The organism is Corallococcus sp. AB030 (genome assembly GCF_003668965.1).
GTDB lineage: Bacteria > Myxococcota > Myxococcia > Myxococcales > Myxococcaceae > Corallococcus > Corallococcus exiguus.
Window position 1 is genome coordinate 1 of sequence record NZ_RAWQ01000191.1, and the last position, 21,698, is coordinate 21,698.

Below are 21,698 nucleotides of genomic sequence, written 5' to 3' on the forward strand. Positions count from 1 at the left end.
GTGCCGGACAACGCCCTGCCCCCTCGCGGCGGTACGGGAGCCACGGCGCCGGTTCCGGCGGGTACGCCCCCCGCGACGACGGGCGCCACGGCGCGTCCTCCGCCCGTGGCGTCGCGCTTCGGGCTGGCGGTGATCGCCGGGACGACGCGCGGCCAGCGCTACAAGCTGCCGGTGACGGGCTGCGTGGTGGGCCGCCAGCGCGGCGCCATCCTCTTCCCGGACGACGTCTTCGTGTCGCCGCTGCACGCCACCTTCCTGGTGAAGGACGGCGCCCTCTACGTGCGCGACGAGTCGAGCGCGTCGGGCGTCTACGTCACCTTCGCCGGCACGGAGCCGCTGGCGCCGCGTGCCCTCTTCAGCGCGGGCCAACGGCTGTTCCGCTTCACCGGCCGCGTGGAGTCCCCCGCGCCCGTGGCGGGCCGGCCCACCCCGTATGGTTCGCCCGCGCCGCTCGGCCAGGCGCTGTACGGCGTGGAAGAGGTTCACATGGGTGGCAGGGCGGGCCGCGCGGTGGTGACGGCCGCGGCGCTGCTCACCATCGGACAGGCCCACTGCGACCTGGCGTACCCGAATGACGAGGGGCTCGCCGGCCGGCACTGCGAGCTGAGCCCCACGGCGACCGGCGCGATGCTGCGCGACCTCTCCGGCGGCCTGGGCACCTTCGTGCGCATCCCGCCCGCGACGGAGCGCCCCCTGCGTCCGGGCGACCGCGTCCGCCTGGGCCAGCACGTCATGCAGGTCGAAACGCTGGGCTGACGGGAAGCGGCCCGCGCGGCACCGGGCCGAGTCGGTCCGGGCCGGGTACTACCGGCACTCAGGGCGACGAGGGGCGCGCCACCGGGCTGCCGAGCCGGACTTCGATGTACGCGCGCGCACGCGAGTCGGGCATGTCGGTCAGGTGACGCACCCACCAGCCGCGGGCCTCGTCCGTGTTGTCGCGCTGCCAGTACAGCTCACCCAGCTTGAGGGCCAGCTCCGCTTCCGGGTTGAAGTTGAAGGCCTCCTTGTAGCTGGAGGTCGCGCGGCCCAGCTCCCCGGCCATCACGTCGCGGTCCCCGTCCTGCGTCAGCTTGCGCGCCTTGTCCACGTTGCGCGCGTTGCTGGGGATCTGCCGCAGGTAGTCCGGCTGATCCGAACCGGAGGTGAGCAACCGGGGCGCGTTGGGCGGCGCCACGTACTGGTTGCCTTCGGAGCCGCTGCCCGCGCCAATGCCGAAGTAGTAGACGAAGAAGCCCACCGCCCCCAGCACCAGCACGGTGGTGAGCGCCTTGAAGAAGAGGATGATGCCGTCGCCGCCACCGGAGGCGGGCGCGGCCACGGAGGTCCGGGTGCCCTCCTGCGCGAGCGTGGACTCCTCGGAGACAGGGGTGCGCGAATGCGGCAGGCCCTGCACGGTGGCTTCCACCGTCACGTCGTTCCAGGCCGTGTTGTTGCGGGCGGCGTTGTGCGCGGCCTGGGACTTGCGCGGGATGGGGGCCAGCACGCCAGAGGCCTGGGGACGGCGCCCGCCCGTGTCGTTGGCGGCGGCCCCTCCGCGACGGCGCTCCTTGTCGACGGCGAGCAGCTCCGCCTTGAAGGCCCCGGCGTTGGCCGGCCGGTCATCCGGGTCCTTGGACAGGACGCGGAGGATCAGCCGCTCCATGCCCGGGGAGATGCGCGCATCAGGACGGCGGCGCGTGGGCGGGGGCGGCTCCTCGGTGAGGTGCTTGGTGGCGAAGCCCACCGCCGAGTCGGACTCGAAGGGGAGCAGGCCCGTCGTCAGCTGGTAGAGGATGACGCCCACCGCGTACAGGTCCGAGCGGTGATCCAACACCGCGCCCCGCGCCTGCTCCGGCGACATGTACTCGGGGGTGCCGCACACGAAGCCTGCGCGCGTGAGGGCCGGGCCCTCGTCCTGCGAGTCGGTGATCTTCGCGATGCCGAAGTCCAGCACCTTCACGAAGTCCGGCTCGTTGCGGCGCTGCTCCACCATGATGTTTTCGGGCTTGAGGTCCCGGTGGATGACGCCCGCGCCGTGCGCGTCCGACAGCGCGCTCAGGATCTGGAGGGCGATGCGCACCACGCGCGCCTCGCCCAGCGGCCACTCGCGGCTGAGGATCTGATGCAGGTCCTGCCCGGCCACGTACTCCATCGCGATGAAGAGCGCGCCGTCGTCGGCCTGGCCGAAGTCCAGCACGCTGATGGAGTTGGGGTGGTTCAGGCGGCTGGCGGCCTTGGCCTCGCGCTGGAAGCGCGCGACGGTGCGCTCGTCCGACAGCAGCGTGTGGCGCAGCACCTTCAGCACCACCACCTTGTCCAACGCGAGCTGCCGGGCGCGGTACACCTTGCCCATGCCGCCCTCGCCGATGAGGGCTTCCACCCGGTACTTGGAGGCAATCGTCTTGCCCACGTATTCGTCGCCGCCCTCCGCCGAGCGCAGGAGCGTCGCGCCGCAGGCGGGGCAGTAACGGGAGGAGTCTTCGGCGTCGGCGCCGCAGGAAGGGCAGTACACGTCAGCGTCCAGTCAGTGGGCCCGGGACTTCACCATGCCCCTCGGGTGGGGGCAAGCCGTACGCTGTCGGGCCCCCCAACGCGGCGCGGGCCTGCTAGAAGGGCAACTCGCATGGACGCCGTGGACTATTGCCCCCGCTGTGACACCGAGAATTCCCGGGATGCCACTGTCTGCCGAGCTTGCGGCTCGGCGCTGCGCTCCGGAACCATGGTGATGGCCGTGGCGCACATCTCGTCGCGCCCACAGGTGTCCATCCGCGTGGTGCGCGCGGACGGCGGCCCTGAAGCGCTCGTGCGCATGCAGCGCGACACCCTCACCTGCGGCCAGCAGGCGGACATCGCGCTCAACGACGACCCGTTCATCATGCCCGTGCAGGCGCGCTTCTTCTTCTCCGGCGCCCGGCTCGCCATCGAGGACGTGGGCGGAGCCAACGGCGTCTTCGTGCGCCTGCGCAATGAGCGCGAGCTGCCCGCCGGCGGTGAGCTGCGCCTGGGCCGTCAGCGCATGGTGCTGGAGCCCATCCCCGCCGCGGCGTTGGGGCCCGGCGGCACGCAGGTGTGGGGCTCGCCGGATCCCGGCTACCGGCTGCGGCTCATCCAACTGCTGGAGGGCGGCCTGCGCGGCGCGGCCTTCCCGCTCAAGGACGGCGACAACCTGCTGGGTCGTGAGCAGGGCGACATCGCCTTCCCCACGGACGGCTTCGTGTCCGGGCGGCATGCGCTGCTGCAGGTCCGCGGGGACCGGCTGATGGTGCGCGACGTCGGCTCGTCCAACGGCACCTTCATCCGCCTGGCGGGGCCGACCTTCGTCGACAACGGCGACCACTTCCTCATCGGCCGTCAGCTGCTGCGGGTGGAAATCCAGCCCGCGGCGGCCTGAAGCAACGGCGCTTCGCTCGACAGGCGCGGACCGCACGGGCATCGGAGCCCCGTGCGGCCCGGTGAAGCCACGGCCTTTAGCCGTAGGACTTCTCCTTCTTCTCCTGCTCTTCCTTGCAGCGGATGCAGAGCGTCGTCACCGGACGCGCATCCAGACGCTTGGGGGAGATGTCCTCCTCGCAGCGCTCGCAGATGCCGAAGGTGCCGTCCTCCACGCGCTTGAGGGCGCCGTCGATCTTCTGCAGGAGGAACTTCTCGCGGTCCCTCAGACGGAAGACCATGGACTGGGTGTACTCGGAAGCGGCCTGGTCGATTTCGTCAGGCAGGTCGTCCGTGTCGAAGGACGATTCCTCCACCAGGGTCTTCTTCGCGCTTTCGAGCAGGCTCGTTTTGCTGTCCTCGAGCATCTTCTTGTAACGCTTGAGATCTTTCTGGTTCACAGCCTGCGGCTCCGTTGGACGGGTAGAGGGGGCCTGACCCCGAAAAAAAGGGCCCGAAAGCTTTATTCATGCAGTTCCCAGTGTCAAGCTGACCTGCTTTAAAACGTGGGTGCACGAGGGGCGCCTTGAGCGACAACACGAAGTTCGATCGGGAATTCTTGCGCTCGGCGCTCTCCCTGGCCGCCAAAAGCGACGTCGACCACTTCCTCTACATCTGCGACACGCCCATTTCGCCGGACGACCTCCGGGGTAAGCCCGCACGCAAGAAGCTGGTGTACGCAGTGACCTTGGAGCCGCTGGCGCAGGAGCTCCTGCGCAAGAAGGCCCGCGCGCTCGTCATTCCCGCGTATGACTACTCGCGCACGGAGCGCGTGAAGGTGGCGCTCGTCTCCGCGCTGTCCCAGGGAGCGTTCAAGGAAGGCGACCTCGTGCTCTGCATGACGGGAAAGGTGGGCCGCGCTCCGGACATGCTGATGCAGATGCGCATCGGAGGATCGCTGGACGACCGGCTGGCCATCGAGGGCGTGAAGCTGGGCGAGGAGTTCAACTCGCAGGTGGTGGACGCGCTGATTCAACTGGCGCTGCAGATTGGCCAGGAGGGCTTCGAGGGCCACCCCATCGGGACCATCATCACGATTGGCGACCACACGAGCGTGCTGGAGAAGAGCCGGCAGCTCACCATCAACCCGTTCCAGGGCCTGTCGGAGTCCGAGCGCAACGTGCTCGACCCGAAGATTCGCGACGCCATCAAGAACTTCTCCGTGCTGGACGGCGCGTTCGTCATCCGCGAGGACGGCGTGGTGCTGGCCGCGGGCCGCTACCTGTCCGCCAACGACGACACGGTGAAGATTCCCCTGGGTCTGGGAGCGCGCCACGCGGCCTCCGCGGGCATCACGTCCTCCACCCACTGCATCGCGCTCACGGTGAGCCAGACCTCCGGCGCGGTGCGGCTCTTCAAGGGCGGCAACATCGTGCTGGAGCTGCACCAGACAGCGCGGCGGACCTGAGCGCCCTGCCCTACTTCACGCGCTCGGGCGCGGCGTGGGGCTGGTGCTCCTCGCGGTAGATGTCCGCCAGGGCGTGCGCCTTCTCCACCTCGTCGCGCGCCGCATCCAGCGCCATCACCCGGTCGAAGCGCTCCACCTGCTCGCGCAGTGCCTCCGTGACGACACCACCCGCGGCCATGCGCGCGGATGCACTTTCCCGCTCGATGCGCAGGTCCACCACGCGCTCGCCCAGCTCGCCGGCCGCGCCGAGCAGCAGCGCCGAGTCCCGCTCCGCGCGCCGCAGCGATTCCCGCGTGGATTCCAACAGGCGTTCCGTCTGCACGCGGTCGCGCTCCAGCACGCCCACGCCCTTCGCGTCTCCCCGGTCATGCGCCGTCTGACGCCGTCCAGCGATGTCGCCCAGGCGGGCCGTGTAGCGCGTCACTCCCCGGGAGAGCTCGCCCTTGAGGGCCAGCAGCGTGGCGGCGGACTTGCGCACCTCGGCCGCCTGGCGCTCCAGGTCCTCGATGAGCCGGTCGAACGTGGCCAACGGATCCACGGGCGCCGCGGGGGTCTTCTTGCGTTTGAGGAAGCCGAACATGGCGCGTGCCTTGAAGCCTACCCGAACGGGCGGCAGAGCAACCGCACGCGTTCCAACGCCTCGGCCACCGGACGCCCTCCGCCGGACAGCACGGCCAGGTAGCGCGCGGGCGTGAGTCCGTAGACGGACAGCAGGTGCTGCAGGAGCACCACGCTCTCCGTCGCGCGCCGGTCCGCGGAGGCGAGCGACGCGGCCTCACCCACCGCCTCCAGGATGTCCGTCACCCGCGCCACCAGCTCCGCCCCGGGCGTCTCCGGCACGGTGGACGCCGCGGGAGTGGATGGGAAGAGCGCGTCGAACGACGCCTCCACGGCCACGCCCGCCCCGGGTGCGCGGCCCGCCGCTACCGCTTCCAGCGCGTCCAGGTGCGGGGCCAGGGCCTCCAGGGCCTCCAGCGAGGCCGGCACGTCGCGCGGCAGGAGCGTGCGCCAGGGCGTGTCGAACTCCGTGCGCGCCCAGCGGATCTCCTCGTCGGAGAGCGGGTGGTAGAAGGCGCGGCCTCCCGCGGCGCGCTGCTCCAGCACCAGGGACTTGAGGTCCGGGTTCTCCTCTCCCAGCGAGATGAAGCTCAGCGCGATGTCCAGGGCCCCCATGGGCGCGCGCGTACGGCGGATGAGGTCCAGGTCCACGCGGTCCTCGCCGTCGGTGATGAGCACCACCGTGGCGCGAGCGAGGTACGGGTCGCGCCCCTGCGCGGCGCGGATGGAGTCGAAGGCGGACAGGAGGGCCAGCGAGATGTCCGTCTGCCCCTCCGCGGGAGAGTCCCGGAAGAGCTTCTCAATCTGCCGGGTCGCCTCCGCGGCGGTGTCCACGCGGGCCAGCTCCGTGGGCACGTCGTTGAAGAAGCTGAAGTAGAGCGGATCGAAGTTCTCTTCGCGCCGCGCCTTCACGCGCAGGTTGTTCAGCTCCGCGATGATCAACGCGTCACGGAAGCGCGCCCGCGCGCCGTGCATGGAGCCGGAGGCGTCACAGACGTAGACGCGCACGGCGGTGCGCTTCACCTTGCGCGGCTTGGGGGGCGGCGCGTCGTCCAGGTACGTGCGCACGAGCTGCCGGTGCCCCGCGAGGTCCTGGAGCAGGCGCCGTGGATCCGTGATGACGAAGTGGTGGATCTCATCCAGGCTGCCCGTCGTATCGAACGACATCGTCTGCGTCGGATAAGGCACCTGGCGCGGGACGGCCCGCACGGCGGCGGCATCCTTCTCGACGATCTCCTCCGACAACGCGTCCTCCACGTCGAAGAAGCGCGCGCACCCCGCCGCCAGGTCGAACGTGGCCAGCTGTTCCGGCTTCAGTGAGAACGCCAGGTCCGCGAGCTGCTCGTCCGGAGCGTCTTCCGCCTCGCGTCCGGAGTCGGCCTCGGCATCCGCCTCCCCCAGCCACTGCAGCCGCGTGCCCGCCTCCGCCTCCTCCACCATCCGCGTCAGCCGGGACTCCGGGGGAAGCAGCGGCGTCAGCGCGCGCCGGGCCGCCGAGGCCAGCTCCGCGTCTCCCGCTTCGATGGCGCGCTCGTAGAGGCCCTGCAACGAACGGTAGGCCTCCCGGGGATCCTCCTGGGCGGCCTTCCTCACGCCGCGCACCAGCGCCTCCAGGGAGCGCGTGGGCGGCACCTCGCGCACCCGCTCGCGCGCCTCCGCCACGTCGGTGCGCAGCGCCATGCTCCGCGCGCGATCCGCGTCCGTGGTGCCCAGGCGAAGCAGCATCTCGTGGGCCAGGTCCAGGTCGCGCCGCTTCTGCACCAGGTCGATGACGTTGTCCCGAGCACGAGCGGCCAGCAGCTCCGCGACGGCCAGGCGCGCATTGGCCGGGGGCCGCTCCCGGGTCGTCCCCGCCGGGCGCTCGAAGATCTCGAACGGCGCGTTCTCAGCGCCCTGAGCCTCCAGCGGCCGGCTGAAGAGATCCGCCACTTTCACCGCGCGGGCCAGCCGCACGAAGCCGCGGTCCAGCGCGGTGAGGGCCCCCGAAGGCATCTCGCCGGAACGGTGCGCCTTCTCCACCAGGCGCAGGCACTCCTCGTACTCCTCCAGGGCCTGGTTCGCGCGCGTCGCGAGCCCCTGCGCGAGCGCCCCCGCCCTGCCCCGCTGGGTGCCCAGCGCGAGCAACAGCCGGGCATCCGCGGCGGTGTGGACGCCCACGCGATCCAACTCGCGGTCGAGCGCCACGAGCACCGGCAGGCCCATGTCCTCCGGCCCCTTCAGCTTGCGGCCGAAGGGCCAGGACCACGGGCCGCCACGGGCCGCCACGGGCTGGCGGAGCGCATCCAGGCGCTGCCGCAGGGGAGTGAGCCGACGCGCCAGCACGTCTCAGCGCCGCCTTCCGAACATGGCCCCAGCGCTCACTGCGCGGTCCGCCGCTCCAGCACCTGCCGGCTGAAGCGTCCGAAGTCCTCGTCGATGCCGCGAAGCTGGGCGGACAGCTTGCGCGCGCTCTCCCCCAATTCACCCGGGAGCGTCTCCAGCATGTTCAGCGTGGCCTTGAGCCGCACCATTTCGCCCTCCTTGAGCGCGAGCTGGGGGAAGCGGCTGCGCACCAGCCGCTCGAAGGTGCGCTCCGCGTCGGCACGGCCGTTGAGCGCCTCCGGGGCGGGCAGCGCGGACAACAACTGGGTCAGCCAGCTGCGCAGGTACTTGATGCGCGACTGGAGGAAGGACAGCTCCGCTTCGGCCACGGCAGCGCGGACCGTGTCGGAGAGGAACGCGGACGCGGACGCGGGACGTGCCGCCATCAGCTGTCCGTCCAGGCCCACGAGCGCGGTCAGCTCGCCGTCGGGGGCCTGCGCGGACAGCTCGCCCCGGTAGTAGGTGTACGCGTCGCCATTGAGCACGGCGTTGGGTGCCGGCGGCGGGCTGGCCACCTCGCGAGACAGCACGCGAGCATGCTCCCGGAGGCGGTTCTCCATCAGGTCGCGGCACTCGGCGAGCACCGGCTCCGCCGTCACGCCCTCGCGGCGCAGGTTCTCCGCCACCGCCTGCACCGCGCGGCCGTACTGCTCGATGCGCTCGAACGGGGTCGCGCCCAGCACCTCGCGCGCGTACGCCACGCTCAGTGGCCGGAGCAGCTCCTGCTTCAACCCCGCCTGGGACGGATCCAACGCCGTCAGGGCGTTCTCCAGTTGGGTGAGCCGCCGCGAGTCCGCGGACAGCGCGTCCAGCGGATCCTTGCGGCCCCGGGGCGCCTGGGCGGGGAACGCCGCCGAAACGCGGCGTCGGAGTGCGGCCACCACCCGGCGGCGAGTGTCCTTGTCCGCGTCGCGCAGCCGCTCGTGGAGGGAGGGCACCGCCTCGCTGAGCATCGCCGCCAGCGAGCCCATCACGCCCAGCTCCTCCTCCAGGTTCTCCGCGAGCCCGACCAGCCACTCCATCTTGACGCTGTCCTCGAACGCGAGCCCCTCCGCCGCGGACGCGCTCATCTCCAGCGCCTGCTCCAGGAACCGCGCGGCCGACTCGCACAGCGCGGGGTAGCCCGGCTTCAGCTCCGGAACCGACCGGCTCAGCTCCAGGACGTCGCGGATGGCGATGAGCAACGCCACACCGCCGCGCCCCTCCCCCTGCCCCGCCGTCATGCCCCGAGACAGCCGCTGCTCCAGGGCCGCCACCAGCGCACGCGCCGCCACCAGCAGCGGCGCCCGGTTCTGACCGTGGCGAGGCCCGGGCACCAGCTTGCCCAGCACGCCGCGCGCGGTGGTGGACACCACGCCCGCCTGCCAGTTGCGGCTCAGGCCCTCCGCGGCGTTCACGTCGTCCGCGGCCGCGAGCGTCGTCGCCTCGCGCTCCACGCCACCGCCCAGCTCCTGCCGCACCTTGCCCAGCACCTCGTCGAAGGTGCGCTGCTCCAGCCGGACGATCTCCAGCTGCGCCCGCTCACGAGGGTCCACCGCCGCCTTGAGCAGCGCGTCCGCCTCCGCCGCGGGAGGACCGCCCAGGAGGAAGAACCAGCGCAGCGCGTCCAGGTCCTCCACGGTCGCTTCGAGCGGCCGGTCCGGGCGGCGGTAGATCTGATCGCGCACCACCGCGGCCTTCAACGTCCAGAGCGCCTTCACCACCGAACGCTGGGAGAAGTACTTCGTGGGCACGTAGTCCGGCAGCTTCGACACCTGCGCCACGAGCGCGCGCTCCAGCGCGTCCGTGAGCATCTCCACGCCCTCCAGCACGTGGCCGGGCACCTTCACCTGGGCCACCGCGTCCTGGAGCAGGTCCAACTGCTGGAGCGTCAACGTGGCGCGCAGGTCCGGCCGCGTCCCGTGCACGAAACGGTGCAGCATGGCGGCCCGGCTCTCCCGCCGGGCGAAGGCCTTGGGCACGAAGCTGATGAAGCTCAACCGGTCCGCGAACGCCAGGAGCAGCTCCGGCGAGCGCGCGAGCACCTCCGTGAGGTACCGGTTGCTCGTCATCACCACGCACTCGGTGCGGCCGGTCGTCACCTTGCGGCCGTGCTTCAGCTCGCGCTCGTACATCACGTTGAGGATGGAGCGCAGCAGCATGTCCCGGCCGTCAAAAACTTCGTCCAGGAACGCGTGCACCGCGCCCAGCATGCCCTCGTCGGTGAGGTACTCGGTGCGCCCCGTCTCCGTGAGCACCTTGAAGTCCACCGGACCGATGAGGTCCGTCTGCAGCGTCGTCTCCGCGATCTGCTTGGAGAACAGCGACGGCAGGCCGGACACCTCGTCGGTGATGCGCCCCAGGACGGCGCTGGCGACGGCGCTCTTCGCCGTCCCGGGCGGCCCCACCACCAGCACGTGCTCGCGGCAGAGCAGCGCCAGCTCAATCTGCGTGAACAGCGTTTCCCGCTCCAGGTACGTCTCTCTCAGCTCCCCGAAGAAGCGGCGAAAGGACTGGGCGGCCTGCAGGTTGGGAGGAGGCGAAGTCACTAAAGGGCCAGAGGAGGATGCGGGGAAGGCCGCATGCTACCCGCGCCCCTCCCCCTATTTGAAGTGCACCGCGCAGGCCCCGTCGGGGCAGTTGCGACCCGCGATGCGGAAGCGGTAGCGGGCCACCACCCCATACACCGCGTCCGCCAGCTGCCGCAGTCCGGGGACGTAGTACACGTAGAGCAGCCGCCCCAACGGCCGCCGGCCCAGCGCGCGGACGATGGCCTCCGCTCCCTCCAGGACGCGGCCGTCCGCCTGGATGAGCTGCATGGCCTTCTCGCAGCGCTCGAAGCTCACCCCTGGGAAAGCGTCCAGGACGCCCTCGTCGCGGAACGAGAGCAGCCGCGTACCCTGCCCGCCCACCACCTTGCGCATCTCCCGCGCGGCGCCGCTGCAGACGCGGCAGTGGCTGTCGTAGAGCACCACGTCATGTCCCGGCGGTGTCGTCTGGAGCGTCGTCATGCGTCAGCGTCCCCTTGCGCCCAGTATGTCAACGCGGCTTGAGCATCTCATGCAGTTGTCCGTGCACGCTGCGCCAGATGTCGTGTTGCCGTTCAATAGGATCCATCAGCGCCATGCCCACCGACGTCGCCGGGGAGCTGCCCTGGAAGGCCGAGTACTGTCGGATGCGCGTGCCGCCACTGCCGTCGTCGTCGAAGACGAACTGGTTGGTGCCGCGCAGCGGGTGTCCGTCCAGGGTGGTGATGTGGACGACGCGCTCCGTCTCGTTGAGCTTCACGGCGATGGGCGCCCACACCGGCGGCGGCCCCTGCTCCTCCAGGAACAGCCGGGCGCCATCCGTCAGCGCGCTCGCCGCCGGCCGCAGCGAGATGCCCGCCGCCCCGAAGAGCAGCTCCGGGTTGCTGACGAAGGCCTCGAAGGCGTCCCTCGCGGACACGCCGTGGATGGTGCTGGTGTAGTCGGTGAGCGCCGTGGGAGCGCCAGCAATCGGCGGGCTCGGGTCCAGGCGCCCCAGCTGCTTGCGCGCGTAGGCATCCATCGAGGCGCCCTTGTCCAACGTCACGCTGAAGGCGGCGGCCTGGGTCTGCTCCAGAAGCCGCGCCCCCTGTTTCAGCTGCTCCTGGATGGAGCCCGTGGGCTTCGGCGGGAACGCGCCCCCCACGCCGAAGTCGAAGCCGTTGCCCTCCCGCGCCCGGGGCGCCACCTGCGGCGCCCTCGAGGGAGTCGTGGCCTGCGCGCCGGTCCCCCGAAACACCTCCACGGAGTTGGCCGGAGCAGCCGACGTCCGTGAAGGCGCCTCCAAACGCGGGGCCAGGGGAAGCGATGCGCCCTCGGGCGCGGCGAGGTCGGGGAGGACGCCGGACAGCAGGGAGTCGATGCGGGACATGGCGGGACACCTTCGTGGTGGACAGCGAGGAACCCACCCTCCCCTTGCAGTGCCTCCGCCACACGCTCCCGCGTGAATTCGCGGGGTTGCTCCCGGCCCTCATCCCGCGTCCGGCACACCCGTCCACCGCCGCGGAGAAAAGAAGAAGGCCGGCGCCCCTCGTCGGAGCACCGGCCCTTGGGACTTCAGCCCCCGCCGCGGGGCGGGAGGCTCACGGCGTCAAGACTGGCGGAACTCGGCGTCCACCACGTCGTCCTTCGCGGACGGCTGGGCGCTGGAGCCCGGAGCCGCGGAGGGCTCGGCGCCCGGAGGAGGCGTGGCGCCCGGCGCGCCGCCGGTGGCCCGGTACATCTCCTCCGCTGCCTTGTAGCTGGCCTGCTGGAGCTTCTCGAGGGCCGCCTTGATGGCGTCCTTGTCCTGCCCCTCGCGGACGGAGTTCAGCTCCGCGACACCGTCCTCGACGGCCTTCGCCACCTCGGGGGTGAGCTTGTCCTTGTTCTCCTTGATCATCTTCTCCGCGGCGTAGGACTGGCTCTCCGCCTGGTTCTTCACCTCGACCAGCTCGCGGCGCGCCTTGTCCGCGGACTCGTTGCTGCGCGCGTCGTCGACCATCTTGCTCACTTCGTCCTTCGACAGGCCGGACGAGTGGCTGATGGTGACCTTCTGCTCCTTGCCGGTCGCCTTGTCCTTCGCGTTGACGTTGAGGATGCCGTTCGCGTCGATGTCGAACGTCACTTCAATCTGCGGCACGCCGCGCGGCGCCGGGGGCATGCCGGTCAGGTGGAAGCGGCCGAGGCTGCGGTTGTCGCCCGCCATCTCGCGCTCACCCTGCAGCACGTGGATCTCCACCTGCGTCTGGCCATCCGCCGCCGTGGAGAAGGTCTCCGACTTGCGCGTGGGGATGGTGGTGTTGCGCTCGATGAGCTTCGTCATCACGCCGCCCAGCGTCTCCACGCCCAGGGACAGCGGCGTCACGTCCAGCAGGAGGATGTCCTTCACCTCGCCGCCGAGCACGCCCGCCTGCACCGCGGCGCCCAGCGCCACGACCTCGTCGGGGTTCACGGAGCGGTTCGGCTCCTTGCCGAACAGCTTCTTCACCGCCTCCTGCACCATGGGGATGCGCGTGGAGCCACCCACCAGGACGATCTCGTTGAGCTCCTTGGGGTCCAGCCCCGCGTCCTTCAGGCACTTGCGACACGGCTCCAGCGAACGCTCCACCAGCGGGCCAATCATCTGCTCGAACTTGGCGCGCGTGAGCTTCACGTTCAGGTGCTTCGGACCCGACGCGTCCGCCGTGAGGAACGGCAGGTTGATCTCCGTCTGCGTCGCGCTGGACAGCTCAATCTTGGCCTTCTCCGCCGCCTCCTTCAGGCGCTGGATGACCATCTTGTCCTTGCTGACGTCGAGCCCGGTGTCCTTCTTGAACTCGCTGATCAGCCAGTTCATGATCTCCAGGTCGATGTTGTCACCGCCCAGGTGCGTGTCGCCGTTGGTCGCGAGCACGTCCACCACGTTCTCGCCCACCTCCAGGATGGACACGTCGAAGGTGCCGCCGCCGAAGTCATAGACGGCGATCTTCTCATCCTTCTTCTTGTCCATGCCGTACGCGAGCGCCGCCGCGGTCGGCTCGTTCACGATGCGCTTCACCGTCAGGCCGGCGATCTCACCGGCATCCTTGGTGGCCTGGCGCTGGGCGTCGTTGAAGTACGCCGGGACGGTGATGACCGCCTCCGTCACCTTCTCACCCAGGTAGTTCTCCGCGGCGCGCTTGAGCTTCAGCAGCACCTGCGCGCTGATCTCCGGCGCGCTGTACTGCTTGCCGGCGATGTCCACGCGCGCGTCGCCGTTGGGGCCACGGCCCACCTTGTAGGGGACGAGCTTCGCTTCCTCGGTCGTCTCCTCGAAACGGCGGCCCATGAAGCGCTTCACCGAGTAGACGGTCTGCTCCGGGTTGGTGATGGCCTGGCGCTTCGCCACCTGACCGACCAGGCGCTCCCCGTCCTTCGTGAACGCGACCACCGAAGGCGTGGTGGGGGCTCCCTCTTCGTTGACGATGACCTTGGGCTCGCGACCCTCCATGATCGCCACCACGCTGTTCGTGGTGCCCAGGTCGATTCCGATAATCTTGCCCACGGTTCCCATCCTCTGGAAATGACTGCGTTTTTCCTGCGAAATCCCGATGTAAGCCCAACGTAACCACCCCCCCCGGCGTGTCAAACGCGAGGACGGGTTTCCCGTAGGCCCGGGCACCCAGCGCAAAGGTGATGACGCCCGCTGCGTAGCGCAGTGCGCAGGCCCGGCCGACCGCGTGTCACCGGAACGCCATCCGAGCGCCACGGGTGCGTAACGCGCTCTACACTGCCGTCACCCCGCGGTAGCAACCGGGCGGGCATTTTGGACACCAGCGGACCGTTCAACCCCTCGGAATCACTTCCACCTGCCCGCCTGACACCACGCGTCAGGGGTTGGCGAGAAAAGTGCACAGTCCGAACCGCGTCAGCGCTGTCATACCGCTCCCCGCCCCTTTGGAGTCGTCCATGCTGGTTCAGCCCCTGCGTTCCACGGACTTCCGCCGCTCGCCCGCGGCGCTTCCGTCCGTCGAACCGAAGGTCGCGGTGCTGCTGAACGCCAACGCCCGCAAGGTGGACGCCCGGGTGGTCAAGCTGCTGTCGCACGTGGTGCCGGAGGAGGACCTGTTCCTGTCGCGCTCGCCGCTGGACGCGCGGCGCATCGCGCAGACGGTGCTGGAGCGGGGCTACCCCACGGTCTTCACCGGCGGCGGCGACGGCACCTTCATGGGCTTCGTCAACGAGGTGCTGCAGCAGGTGGGCCCGCGCGGGAAGTTCGCCGGACAGGCCGCGCCGCGCTTCGGCATCCTCAAGCTGGGCACGGGCAACGGCATCGCGGCGTTCGTCAACGCGTCCAGCACCCGGGGCGACGGCATCCTCAACGACGTGGTGCGCGCCCGCGCGGCGGAAATCCCCAGCGTGCGCACCATGGACCTGGTGCAGGTGGACGGCCAGCGCGCGCCCTTCGCGGGCCTGGGCGTGGATGGCAAGGTGCTCAACGACTACATCGCCGTGAAGGAGTCGCTGGGCAAGGGCCTGTTCAAGCGGGTCATGTCCGGCGGTGGCGGCTACTTCTCCGCGGTGGCCTTCAAGACGGTGCCGCACTACCTCACCAGCTCCGTGCTGGTGGAGTGCGAAGTCGTCAACGGCCCGTCGGAAGCCTACCGCCTGGGCGCGGAGGGACAGACGGTGGGCGGGCCGCTGGCGCCGGGCGCGCTGCTCTTCCGGGGCAAGCTGATGATGGCCGCCGCGGGCACCATGCCCTTCTACGGCTACGGCTTCCGCATGTTCCCCCACGCGAATGACCGCCGGGGCTTCCTGCAGCTGCGCCTGGGACAGGTGTCGCCCACGCAGGTGCTGGCCAACCTCCCCCGCCTGTGGAACGGCCGCTGGGCTCCGGAAGGCCTGCACGACTTCCACGCCCGCGAGGTCACCATCCGCTTCGCGCGCCCCATGCCCTTCCAGGTCGGCGGCGACGCGGCCGGCTACCGCGAGCAGGTCACGCTGTCCGTGGCGCCCGAGTCCATCGAGCTGCTCGACTTCAACGGCGTGCAGTAGTCCCGGCGGTTGAAGGGCCCGCGTCTCCGGGCCCTCCCCCACGCATCAAGACTCCGACAGACTTCAGCCGCGGTCGCGCGACGCCGGGGGCTTCTCACCCGGTTCCTTGCGACGGCCCACCGCGAACGCGTAGCTGACGCCCGGCCGCTGGTTGTGCTCGCGGTGCAGGGCCAGCTCCTCGCGGAAGGTGGCGCTCTCCGGCGAGGCGCCTTCCGGCAGGTTCGCTTCCATGTCCTTGTAGAGCGCGTCCAGCTCCGTGTCGTGCAGCGACTCCACGGACTCCGGCTCGAAGCCGGAGGTCTCCAGCGCCTGGAGCAGCTCGCGCGGCAGCAGCAGCGGCGCGCCCAGGCGCTTCTCCCAGAAGTCCAGCACGGGCTTGGGCGTGAAGCGGCCCACGCGCGCCGGGAAGGTGAAGCCCACGCGGCCGCGCTTGCCCAGCAGCGGGCGGAACACGCGCAGCGACACGTCCAGCGGGTACTGCACGCGCCCCGGCACGAGGATGCCGTGGAAGGGACCGTCCAGCATGCCCAGCGCGTCCGGCGCCACGCGGCGCACTTCGATGCGATCCGTCAGGCCCTGGCTGCGCACGCGCTCGCGGACGGGGGACACCAGGGTCTCATCCGTGTCCACGGCCACCACGGAGCACTTGAGCTCCTGGGCCAGCAGCACGGCGGCGCCGCCCTCCGGACCACAGCCGAGCACCAGCACTCGGGAGCCCTGCTCCAGCTGGGCCACCTTGGCGAAGCGGCGCGTGGCGTCGTCGGATCCGAACGCGCGCTGCGCCCCCGGCGGGTGGTACAGCGGGAATTGCTCAGCGGGACTCATTCCACCCTCATATACGCACCCCGGCCGGACTTCCAGCCGCCGGCCGCCTCCGGGCGCCCTGGGGCATCCGCCCGCGCACCGCCTGCCTCACAGGTAGTAGACGATGCGGGGATCCTGGTGCAGCTCCGCGTAGATGCCCCGGCGCTGCTCCTCGGACAACAGCAGCACGGACACGCTCAGGGACACGAACTTCCCCTTGCGGCTGTGCTGCACGTGGATGGAGTCCGGGGAGACCTCCGAGCCCAGCTTCCGCCGGAAGAGCGAGCGCACGTGCTCCTCGAAGCCGGGCGTCTCCTCGACCGTCGCCTTGCCCATCACCTTGTACTCGTAGACGGAGGGGTACTCGACGAGGGGCTTCTTCTCCTCGCCGGGGGCGTCGGTCTTGTCGGTGCCGTCCTGGGTCATGACTCGTCTCTATCAGGCACGGGCCTTGGGCGCTTCACAGCAGGTTGGCCGCCAACTCGGCCAGCATGCTGCGCTCGCCCTTGGCCATGGTGATGTGGCCGGCGATCTTCTCGTTCTTGAAGCGGTTGACCACGTGCACGAGCCCGTTGTTCGTGGAGTCCACGTACGGGTTGTCGATCTGGAACGGGTCGCCGGTGAGGATGATCTTCGTGTTGTCGCCCACGCGGGTGAGGATGGTCTTCACCTCGTGCGGGGTGAGGTTCTGCGCCTCGTCCACGATGATGAACTGGTTGGGGATGCTGCGCCCGCGGATGTACGTGAGCGGTTCGATTTCCATCAGCCCCAGGTCGATGAGCTCATGGTGGCCGCGCCCGGCCTTCTTGTCCGCGCGGCTCAGGTTCATGAGGAACTCGACGTTGTCGAAGATGGGCTGCATCCAGGGGTTGAGCTTCTCCTCGACGCTGCCCGGCAGGTAGCCGATGTCCCGGCCCAGGGGGAAGATGGGACGGCTGACCAACAGCTTGTGGTACAGCCCCTCCTCCGTCACCTTCTGCAGGCCCGCGGCGATGGCGAGCAGCGTCTTGCCCGTGCCCGCCTTGCCCACGATCGTGACGAGTTTGATCTCGTCGTTGAGCAGCAGGTCCAGGCAGAAGGCCTGCTCCATGTTGCGCGGCCGGATGCCCCAGGTGCCTTCCTTGCTGTTGCGCGCGAGCGGTACCAGCCGCGCCTTGGCGCCACTGAAGCGGGCCATGGCGGTGTGGGACGGGTTGAGCTCGTCCTTGAGCAGCACCAGCTGGTTGGGGAAGAGCCGGTCCTGGGCCGGCACCTCCACTTCACCGCCGGGCTTGTAGAGCTGATCCACCATCTCCGTGGGGACGAGCAGCTCCGTGAAGCCGGTGTAGAGGTCGGTGATTTCGACGCGCTCGGTGTCGAAGTCCTGGGCGGAGAGGCCCAGGGCGTCGGCGCGGATCCGCAGGTTGGTGTCCTTGGTGATGAAGACGGCCTGGGTCTCCGGCTCGGTCTCCATCATGTCCAGGGCCACCGCGAGGATGCGGTTGTCCACCAGGTTGCTGTCCGCCATGGAGGACGGCAGCGAACGGTCGGTGAAGGCCACGCGGAGCATCCCGCCGTGCGGCAGCGGGACACCCTCCTTCAAGGAGCCCTCGGCGCGGAAGGAATCCAGGTAGCGCGCCACCAGTCGCGCGTTGCGCCCCAGTTCGGAGAGATCGCGCTTGAACTGATCGATCTCCTCGATGACGTAGATGGGGATGATGACGTTGTTGTCCTTGAACCCGTAGATGCTGCGGGGGTCATGGAGGAGGACGTTCGTGTCGAGGATGAAGTTCTTTCGCATCGAGGGCTTCGCGACCTGACCTGGTTCGGGTGCGATTGCTGACGGCGAGCGACGACCGTGGAGGACCAACACCGCTGAATATAGGCACCGAACGAGGGGCCAGCAGCCGCATTCCCGTCTGAAAGCGCGAAGGTCCGTCCGAAACAGCACGGGCGTTCCGGAAACGGGGCGCTACCGCGGGCCCCTCAGGACGTCGCGGCCGAGCGCACCGGGGCCGGCGCGGGCTCGCTGGCGTCCTGGAAGAGCGACGCGGGCGCCAGCGGATCATACCCGAGCACCTCCACCACCCTTTCGGGCGGAGGGCCGGGAGGCATGCGGGCCCAGGGGAAGCGCGCCTGCAACGCCTCTTCGTCCAGCGACAGCGCCTGCTTCGCGTGGAGGCGCCAGGCCTTGTGCCAACCGCCCGTGTCGAGCCGCCGGGCCACCCGCCGCGACAGGGGGCTGATCATCGGCGTGGGCGTGAAGAGGGTCGGCTGTCCCTGCGCGTCCCGCATGCAGCCCAACTCCACCGCCCACGCCAGCATCCAGCGGGGCCAGCCGCGGCCCGCGCGGCGAAGGGCGCTGAAGTGCCCCTGCGCGACGCCGTCCGCGAAGGTGAAGCGCCGCTCGTAGACGCACGCGGCGGAGAAGGTCGCGGGCATCAGCGCCACGCCTTCCGCGCCGATGCGGCGGGCCATGAGGTGCAGGAGCTCCAGCAGGTCGCGCGACAGCGAGAGTCCAGGATGGAGCTGTCCCGGCAGCGGCGGACGGTTCCAGTCGAAGGGGCGCCCCGGGTGCTGCAGGAGGAGGCTGTCCACGTAGAGCAGCGGCGCCTCCGCGGCCGAGCGGGTGAAGCCGACCTCCGCGCCCATGGCCTGACGCAGGGACAGGTCCACGACGGCAGCGTGATAGCGGCGGCTCAGGAGCGTGATGCGCGGCTGGAACGGGTCCTGGCAGGACAGGCGCAGCTCGACGGGCCCTACCCGCTCTTCCAGGCGCTGCGCGAAGCCATAGGCCCGGAGGGCGTGCTCCAGGCCCTCGCGGCTGTAGGTGCCGAACGCCAGGCCCACGCGGTCGCCGCCGGACTCCAGGCCCAGGTCCTCCAGGGACAGGGACTCCCCCGCGGACGCGGCCAGGTCCGCGCTGTTCAGGCGCGAATAGATGCGGCGAGCATGGGTGGTGAGCTCTGGCGTCCGGGGCATGGGAGCGTCCTAGTCGTAGCGGATGTCCACCAGGGTGAGTTCAATCTCCCCCCGCGGGCGCCGCACCTCCACGGTGTCGCCCGGGGCCTTGCGCAGGAGCGCGCGGCCCATGGGTGACTCGACGCTGATGCGGCCTCCGGCGGCGTCGATCTCGTCCGAACCGACAATCTGGTACGTGCTGCGGATTCCGCCCTCGTCCTCCAGGGTGACGGTGGCGCCGAAGTAGACTTTCGAGCGGTCCGCCTGTTCCGAGGGGGTGACGATGGTGGCGGTGTCCAGGCGCTTCGAGAGGAAGCGGATGCGCCGGTCGATCTCCCGCAGGCGCTTCTTGCCGTAGATGTATTCGGCGTTTTCTGAACGGTCGCCCTGGGCAGCGGCGGCGGAGACCTCGGCGGTGACCTTGGGGCGGGCCTCGTTGAGCAGCTGGAGCAGCTCGCGGTGCATGCGCTCGGCGCCCGCGCGGGTGAGGTAGCGGCGGAACGGGGCCTGCTCCCCTGCCTCTTCGTCCTCGGCGGCGTCGTCGGGCGGTTCGGGAGCTTCCTGGGCCATGCCCCGTGTATAGCGCCGGACGCTGACGGACGGCGGGTGCCCGGCGAGCGGATGTTCACCCAGGGGCGGGACGGAGCGTGTCAGGAAGGGGCGCCTGCGATCGCCAGTGGAACTCCCCGGGCGCTGCTGGTAGGAAGCGCCTCGCGGGGCCGCTGGCGGATCCGCAGCCGGTGCCAAAAAAAGAATAGCGAGTCGCTAGCTCAGCTGGTAGAGCACCGGCCTTTTAAGCCGAGGGTCGGGGGTTCGAGCCCCCCGCGACTCAAGCAGTGACGACGTCCCCGTCGTCTAGAGGCCCAGGACGCTGGCCTTTCAAGCCGGTAACACGGGTTCGAATCCCGTCGGGGACATGTAAAAACGCGGGGTTGGACGGGTCAAACCGTCCAACCCCGTTCGTTTCTGACCGCTCAACGTTGTTCCTTCGTTGTTCCTTCAGCGAGAACAACAGCCCGTCCGAACGCGGGGACTCCGGCACGGCCCTTACGCGGTCCCCAGTGTCGGCCCCGTGCAGTTCGGCCTTCTCCCCAATGCGCCTTGGTGCGGATGGAGTGCGGGGCTCGCAAGCGGCACCTGCCCGGCTACGGGAACGACACGTTCCCAAGCGTGATGTCGCGTGGTCCTTCTTCCCAAAGCCGAAGCGAGAAGACGTGATCAGCAACATCAGGAGGCCCTTCTGCCTCCACGATCACCCGCCCTCGACTTGCTGGTGCAATTGGCCCCTGTTGCCACACCCGCAGAACCTTCAGCTCCCTTCCCACCTTGCTCTTGAGAGTGGCGCCAGTGGCAGTCCACGGTTGCTGCCCTTCAGGGACTACGATGAAGGCGTCCACCGCGACCCGTGAGGCGGCTCGATACGCGCCCACGGTGATCACCTCGACCCTGCTTTCGACTCCCTGACGGATGGTCACGCGCAGTTCGCGCCCCGCCGCACCTTTCCGGTCCATGATGCCTGTTGCCAGGAGACCGATCAGACCCGCTGGCACGTCGCGCTCGGCGAGCAGCCGCGTATTTTCATTCTGACACTGGAGCGCCGCTGCGCGGGCTTCTCGAAGCTCCTGTTGGTAGGTCTCCAGCGTTCGCTTCTGTCGATACACTTCGACAATCGCCTCGGCGCGAACAGGATGAACTTTGAGAAGGAAAGTTGCCTGCCGAGGTGCCGCGCCATCTCGGAAGCGCACGGTCAGGCGAACTCGTTCACCGGGGCGTTGATACGGCGAGGGGATGAGACGGATGACCGTCTGGCCAATCTCCAAAAGCGAAAAGTGCTCCCGTCCCTCCAGCTCGACTCCTTCGCGAGCAAGCTCCGAATCAAAGAGCAGGACCGACGAGAGCCCCGCGCTGATCTGCACCTCCGGAATCGTATCGCTTGTCTCAGCCAACTCGATCCGACGTGTTGTCTGAACGCCATCCTCTCGTTCCGCCTGCGCCAGCGCCGTTCCTCCAACAAGAAGGAACAGAAGAGGGACCACCCAGGTTGGCGAATACACTCAGCAATGACTCCCTGACCGACCGCTATTTGAATTCGCTGACGGCTTCCGCGTAGTTGCTCGAATAGATGCGGGCACGCGAGGGAGAGCTTTCTCCCGGTTCCCTTGCAAGACCCCTGTCGGAGTCATTCCCGCCAACAACATCCAGGCATACGGGAAAACTGTCACCTTGCGGAGTTGTCGCCCAATTGAGCCGAACGTAAACACGGTCACGCACGATGCTACGCCCCGCGAGCATCGTGCCGTCCGGCATGCCAAACCAGTCGGCCACCAACATCACTTCTACAGGGCCTTCCCCGATGGAAATCACTCTAGGGCTTTGGCTGCCCTTCAAGACAAAAGTAATCGGATGGCTTGATCCTTCTCGGACTCCAAGCTTCCGCATAGCTTTCTCTGCACCAGCCGGGCACGGCTCCGGAGGAGGCGCTGGACGCACCTGCGGCCCCGGGCACCCGAACGAAGTGCAGAGCGCAGCCGTGCCGACAGCACGGGCCATGACGCTCATGCCCTTCTTCGCGGGCTTCGAGGGGAGTTGGAGGGGCTGCGTCTCTTTCGGCTGCGTCGTCACGGTGGCTGAAACCTCCTGGAGCGTCGCGGGGAGAGCGACGGCCGCAGCGGTGGCCTCCGGCCCGGTGGGAGCTGCGGCGCGATCAGCTTGAGGTG

At 69.5% G+C, this 21,698-nt stretch carries 18 protein-coding genes, 2 tRNA genes and 1 pseudogene; 6 read left to right on the plus strand and 15 right to left on the minus strand.

The features are described 5' to 3' along the window. On the plus strand, nt 1-756 hold a 756-nt coding region (locus tag D7Y15_RS33745; protein ID WP_121755158.1), incomplete at its 5' end, for an FHA domain-containing protein. Between the two features lie 58 nt (nt 757-814). Here D7Y15_RS33745 and D7Y15_RS33750 read toward each other — a convergent pair. Continuing rightward, the gene (locus D7Y15_RS33750; RefSeq protein ID WP_120575129.1) at nt 815-2,491 is read right to left on the minus strand and encodes a serine/threonine-protein kinase; all 1,677 of its coding nucleotides are present in this window, start codon (nt 2,489-2,491) and stop codon (nt 815-817) included. 111 nt (nt 2,492-2,602) lie between these two features. Between D7Y15_RS33750 and D7Y15_RS33755 the strand changes: the two genes are divergently transcribed. Then, entirely contained in the window at nt 2,603-3,370 is a 768-nt protein-coding gene (locus tag D7Y15_RS33755) for an FHA domain-containing protein (RefSeq protein ID WP_014395768.1), read from the plus strand. 76 nt (nt 3,371-3,446) lie between these two features. Here D7Y15_RS33755 and D7Y15_RS33760 read toward each other — a convergent pair whose 3' ends face one another. After that, complete coding sequence (locus tag D7Y15_RS33760) at nt 3,447-3,809, minus strand: TraR/DksA C4-type zinc finger protein (RefSeq protein ID WP_120564404.1); 363 nt, start codon at nt 3,807-3,809, stop codon at nt 3,447-3,449. A 125-nt stretch (nt 3,810-3,934) separates the two neighbouring features. Between D7Y15_RS33760 and D7Y15_RS33765 the strand changes: the two genes are divergently transcribed. Beyond that, on the plus strand, nt 3,935-4,816 hold the full coding sequence (locus D7Y15_RS33765; RefSeq protein ID WP_120575128.1) for a diadenylate cyclase: 882 nt from the start codon (nt 3,935-3,937) through the stop codon (nt 4,814-4,816). Between the two features lie 10 nt (nt 4,817-4,826). Here the strand turns inward: D7Y15_RS33765 and D7Y15_RS33770 are convergent, their stop codons facing one another. From D7Y15_RS33770 to dnaK, 6 genes are all read right to left on the minus strand, one after another. Beyond that, complete coding sequence (locus tag D7Y15_RS33770) at nt 4,827-5,396, minus strand: PspA/IM30 family protein (RefSeq protein WP_120575127.1); 570 nt, start codon at nt 5,394-5,396, stop codon at nt 4,827-4,829. 17 nt (nt 5,397-5,413) lie between these two features. Further along, entirely contained in the window at nt 5,414-7,696 is a 2,283-nt protein-coding gene (locus tag D7Y15_RS33775; RefSeq protein ID WP_121755159.1) for a vWA domain-containing protein, read from the minus strand. Nucleotides 7,697-7,731: 35 nt separating this feature from the next. Continuing rightward, nucleotides 7,732-10,263 carry an AAA family ATPase gene (locus tag D7Y15_RS33780; RefSeq protein ID WP_121755160.1) on the minus strand — a complete coding sequence of 844 codons (2,532 nt, stop codon included), beginning with the start codon at nt 10,261-10,263 and terminating at the stop codon, nt 7,732-7,734. Nucleotides 10,264-10,317: 54 nt separating this feature from the next. Then, nucleotides 10,318-10,725 carry a thiol-disulfide oxidoreductase DCC family protein gene (locus tag D7Y15_RS33785; RefSeq protein WP_120575124.1) on the minus strand — a complete coding sequence of 136 codons (408 nt, stop codon included), beginning with the start codon at nt 10,723-10,725 and terminating at the stop codon, nt 10,318-10,320. A 28-nt stretch (nt 10,726-10,753) separates the two neighbouring features. Continuing rightward, nucleotides 10,754-11,611: a hypothetical protein gene (locus tag D7Y15_RS33790; RefSeq protein ID WP_121755161.1), complete on the minus strand. Its 858-nt coding sequence runs from the start codon at nt 11,609-11,611 to the stop codon at nt 10,754-10,756. A gap of 219 nt (nt 11,612-11,830) precedes the next feature. Further along, a complete protein-coding gene (dnaK, locus tag D7Y15_RS33795; protein WP_120575131.1) occupies nt 11,831-13,744 on the minus strand; it encodes a molecular chaperone DnaK in 1,914 nt (637 codons plus the stop codon). A 404-nt stretch (nt 13,745-14,148) separates the two neighbouring features. On the opposite strand from dnaK, the gene D7Y15_RS33800 reads away from it, so the two are divergent. Beyond that, entirely contained in the window at nt 14,149-15,237 is a 1,089-nt protein-coding gene (locus D7Y15_RS33800) for a diacylglycerol kinase family protein (protein ID WP_120575122.1), read from the plus strand. 63 nt (nt 15,238-15,300) lie between these two features. Here the strand turns inward: D7Y15_RS33800 and D7Y15_RS33805 are convergent, their stop codons facing one another. The 5 genes from D7Y15_RS33805 to greB all read right to left on the minus strand — a co-directional run bounded on the left by D7Y15_RS33805 (nt 15,301) and on the right by greB (nt 19,551). Further along, a complete protein-coding gene (locus tag D7Y15_RS33805) occupies nt 15,301-16,062 on the minus strand; it encodes a cyclopropane-fatty-acyl-phospholipid synthase family protein (protein ID WP_120575121.1) in 762 nt (253 codons plus the stop codon). An 87-nt stretch (nt 16,063-16,149) separates the two neighbouring features. Then, a complete protein-coding gene (locus tag D7Y15_RS33810) occupies nt 16,150-16,467 on the minus strand; it encodes a YbeD family protein (RefSeq protein WP_120575120.1) in 318 nt (105 codons plus the stop codon). 34 nt (nt 16,468-16,501) lie between these two features. Beyond that, complete coding sequence (locus tag D7Y15_RS33815) at nt 16,502-17,821, minus strand: PhoH family protein (protein ID WP_120575119.1); 1,320 nt, start codon at nt 17,819-17,821, stop codon at nt 16,502-16,504. A gap of 185 nt (nt 17,822-18,006) precedes the next feature. Next, complete coding sequence (locus tag D7Y15_RS33820) at nt 18,007-19,002, minus strand: deacetylase (protein ID WP_120575118.1); 996 nt, start codon at nt 19,000-19,002, stop codon at nt 18,007-18,009. A gap of 9 nt (nt 19,003-19,011) precedes the next feature. Next, complete coding sequence (gene greB / locus D7Y15_RS33825) at nt 19,012-19,551, minus strand: transcription elongation factor GreB (protein ID WP_120575117.1); 540 nt, start codon at nt 19,549-19,551, stop codon at nt 19,012-19,014. Between the two features lie 189 nt (nt 19,552-19,740). On the opposite strand from greB, the gene D7Y15_RS33830 reads away from it, so the two are divergent. Together D7Y15_RS33830 and D7Y15_RS33835 are read left to right on the plus strand one after the other, a co-directional pair. Then, a tRNA-Lys gene (locus tag D7Y15_RS33830) sits at nt 19,741-19,813 on the plus strand. 12 nt (nt 19,814-19,825) lie between these two features. After that, nucleotides 19,826-19,898, plus strand: a tRNA-Glu gene (locus tag D7Y15_RS33835). 228 nt (nt 19,899-20,126) lie between these two features. On the opposite strand, the gene D7Y15_RS33840 is transcribed toward D7Y15_RS33835, so the two are convergent. Beyond that, nucleotides 20,127-21,035: a DUF2381 family protein gene (locus D7Y15_RS33840; protein WP_233605190.1), complete on the minus strand. Its 909-nt coding sequence runs from the start codon at nt 21,033-21,035 to the stop codon at nt 20,127-20,129. 25 nt (nt 21,036-21,060) lie between these two features. Beyond that, nucleotides 21,061-21,698: pseudogene (locus D7Y15_RS46045) on the minus strand (serine/threonine protein kinase); the annotation flags it as partial.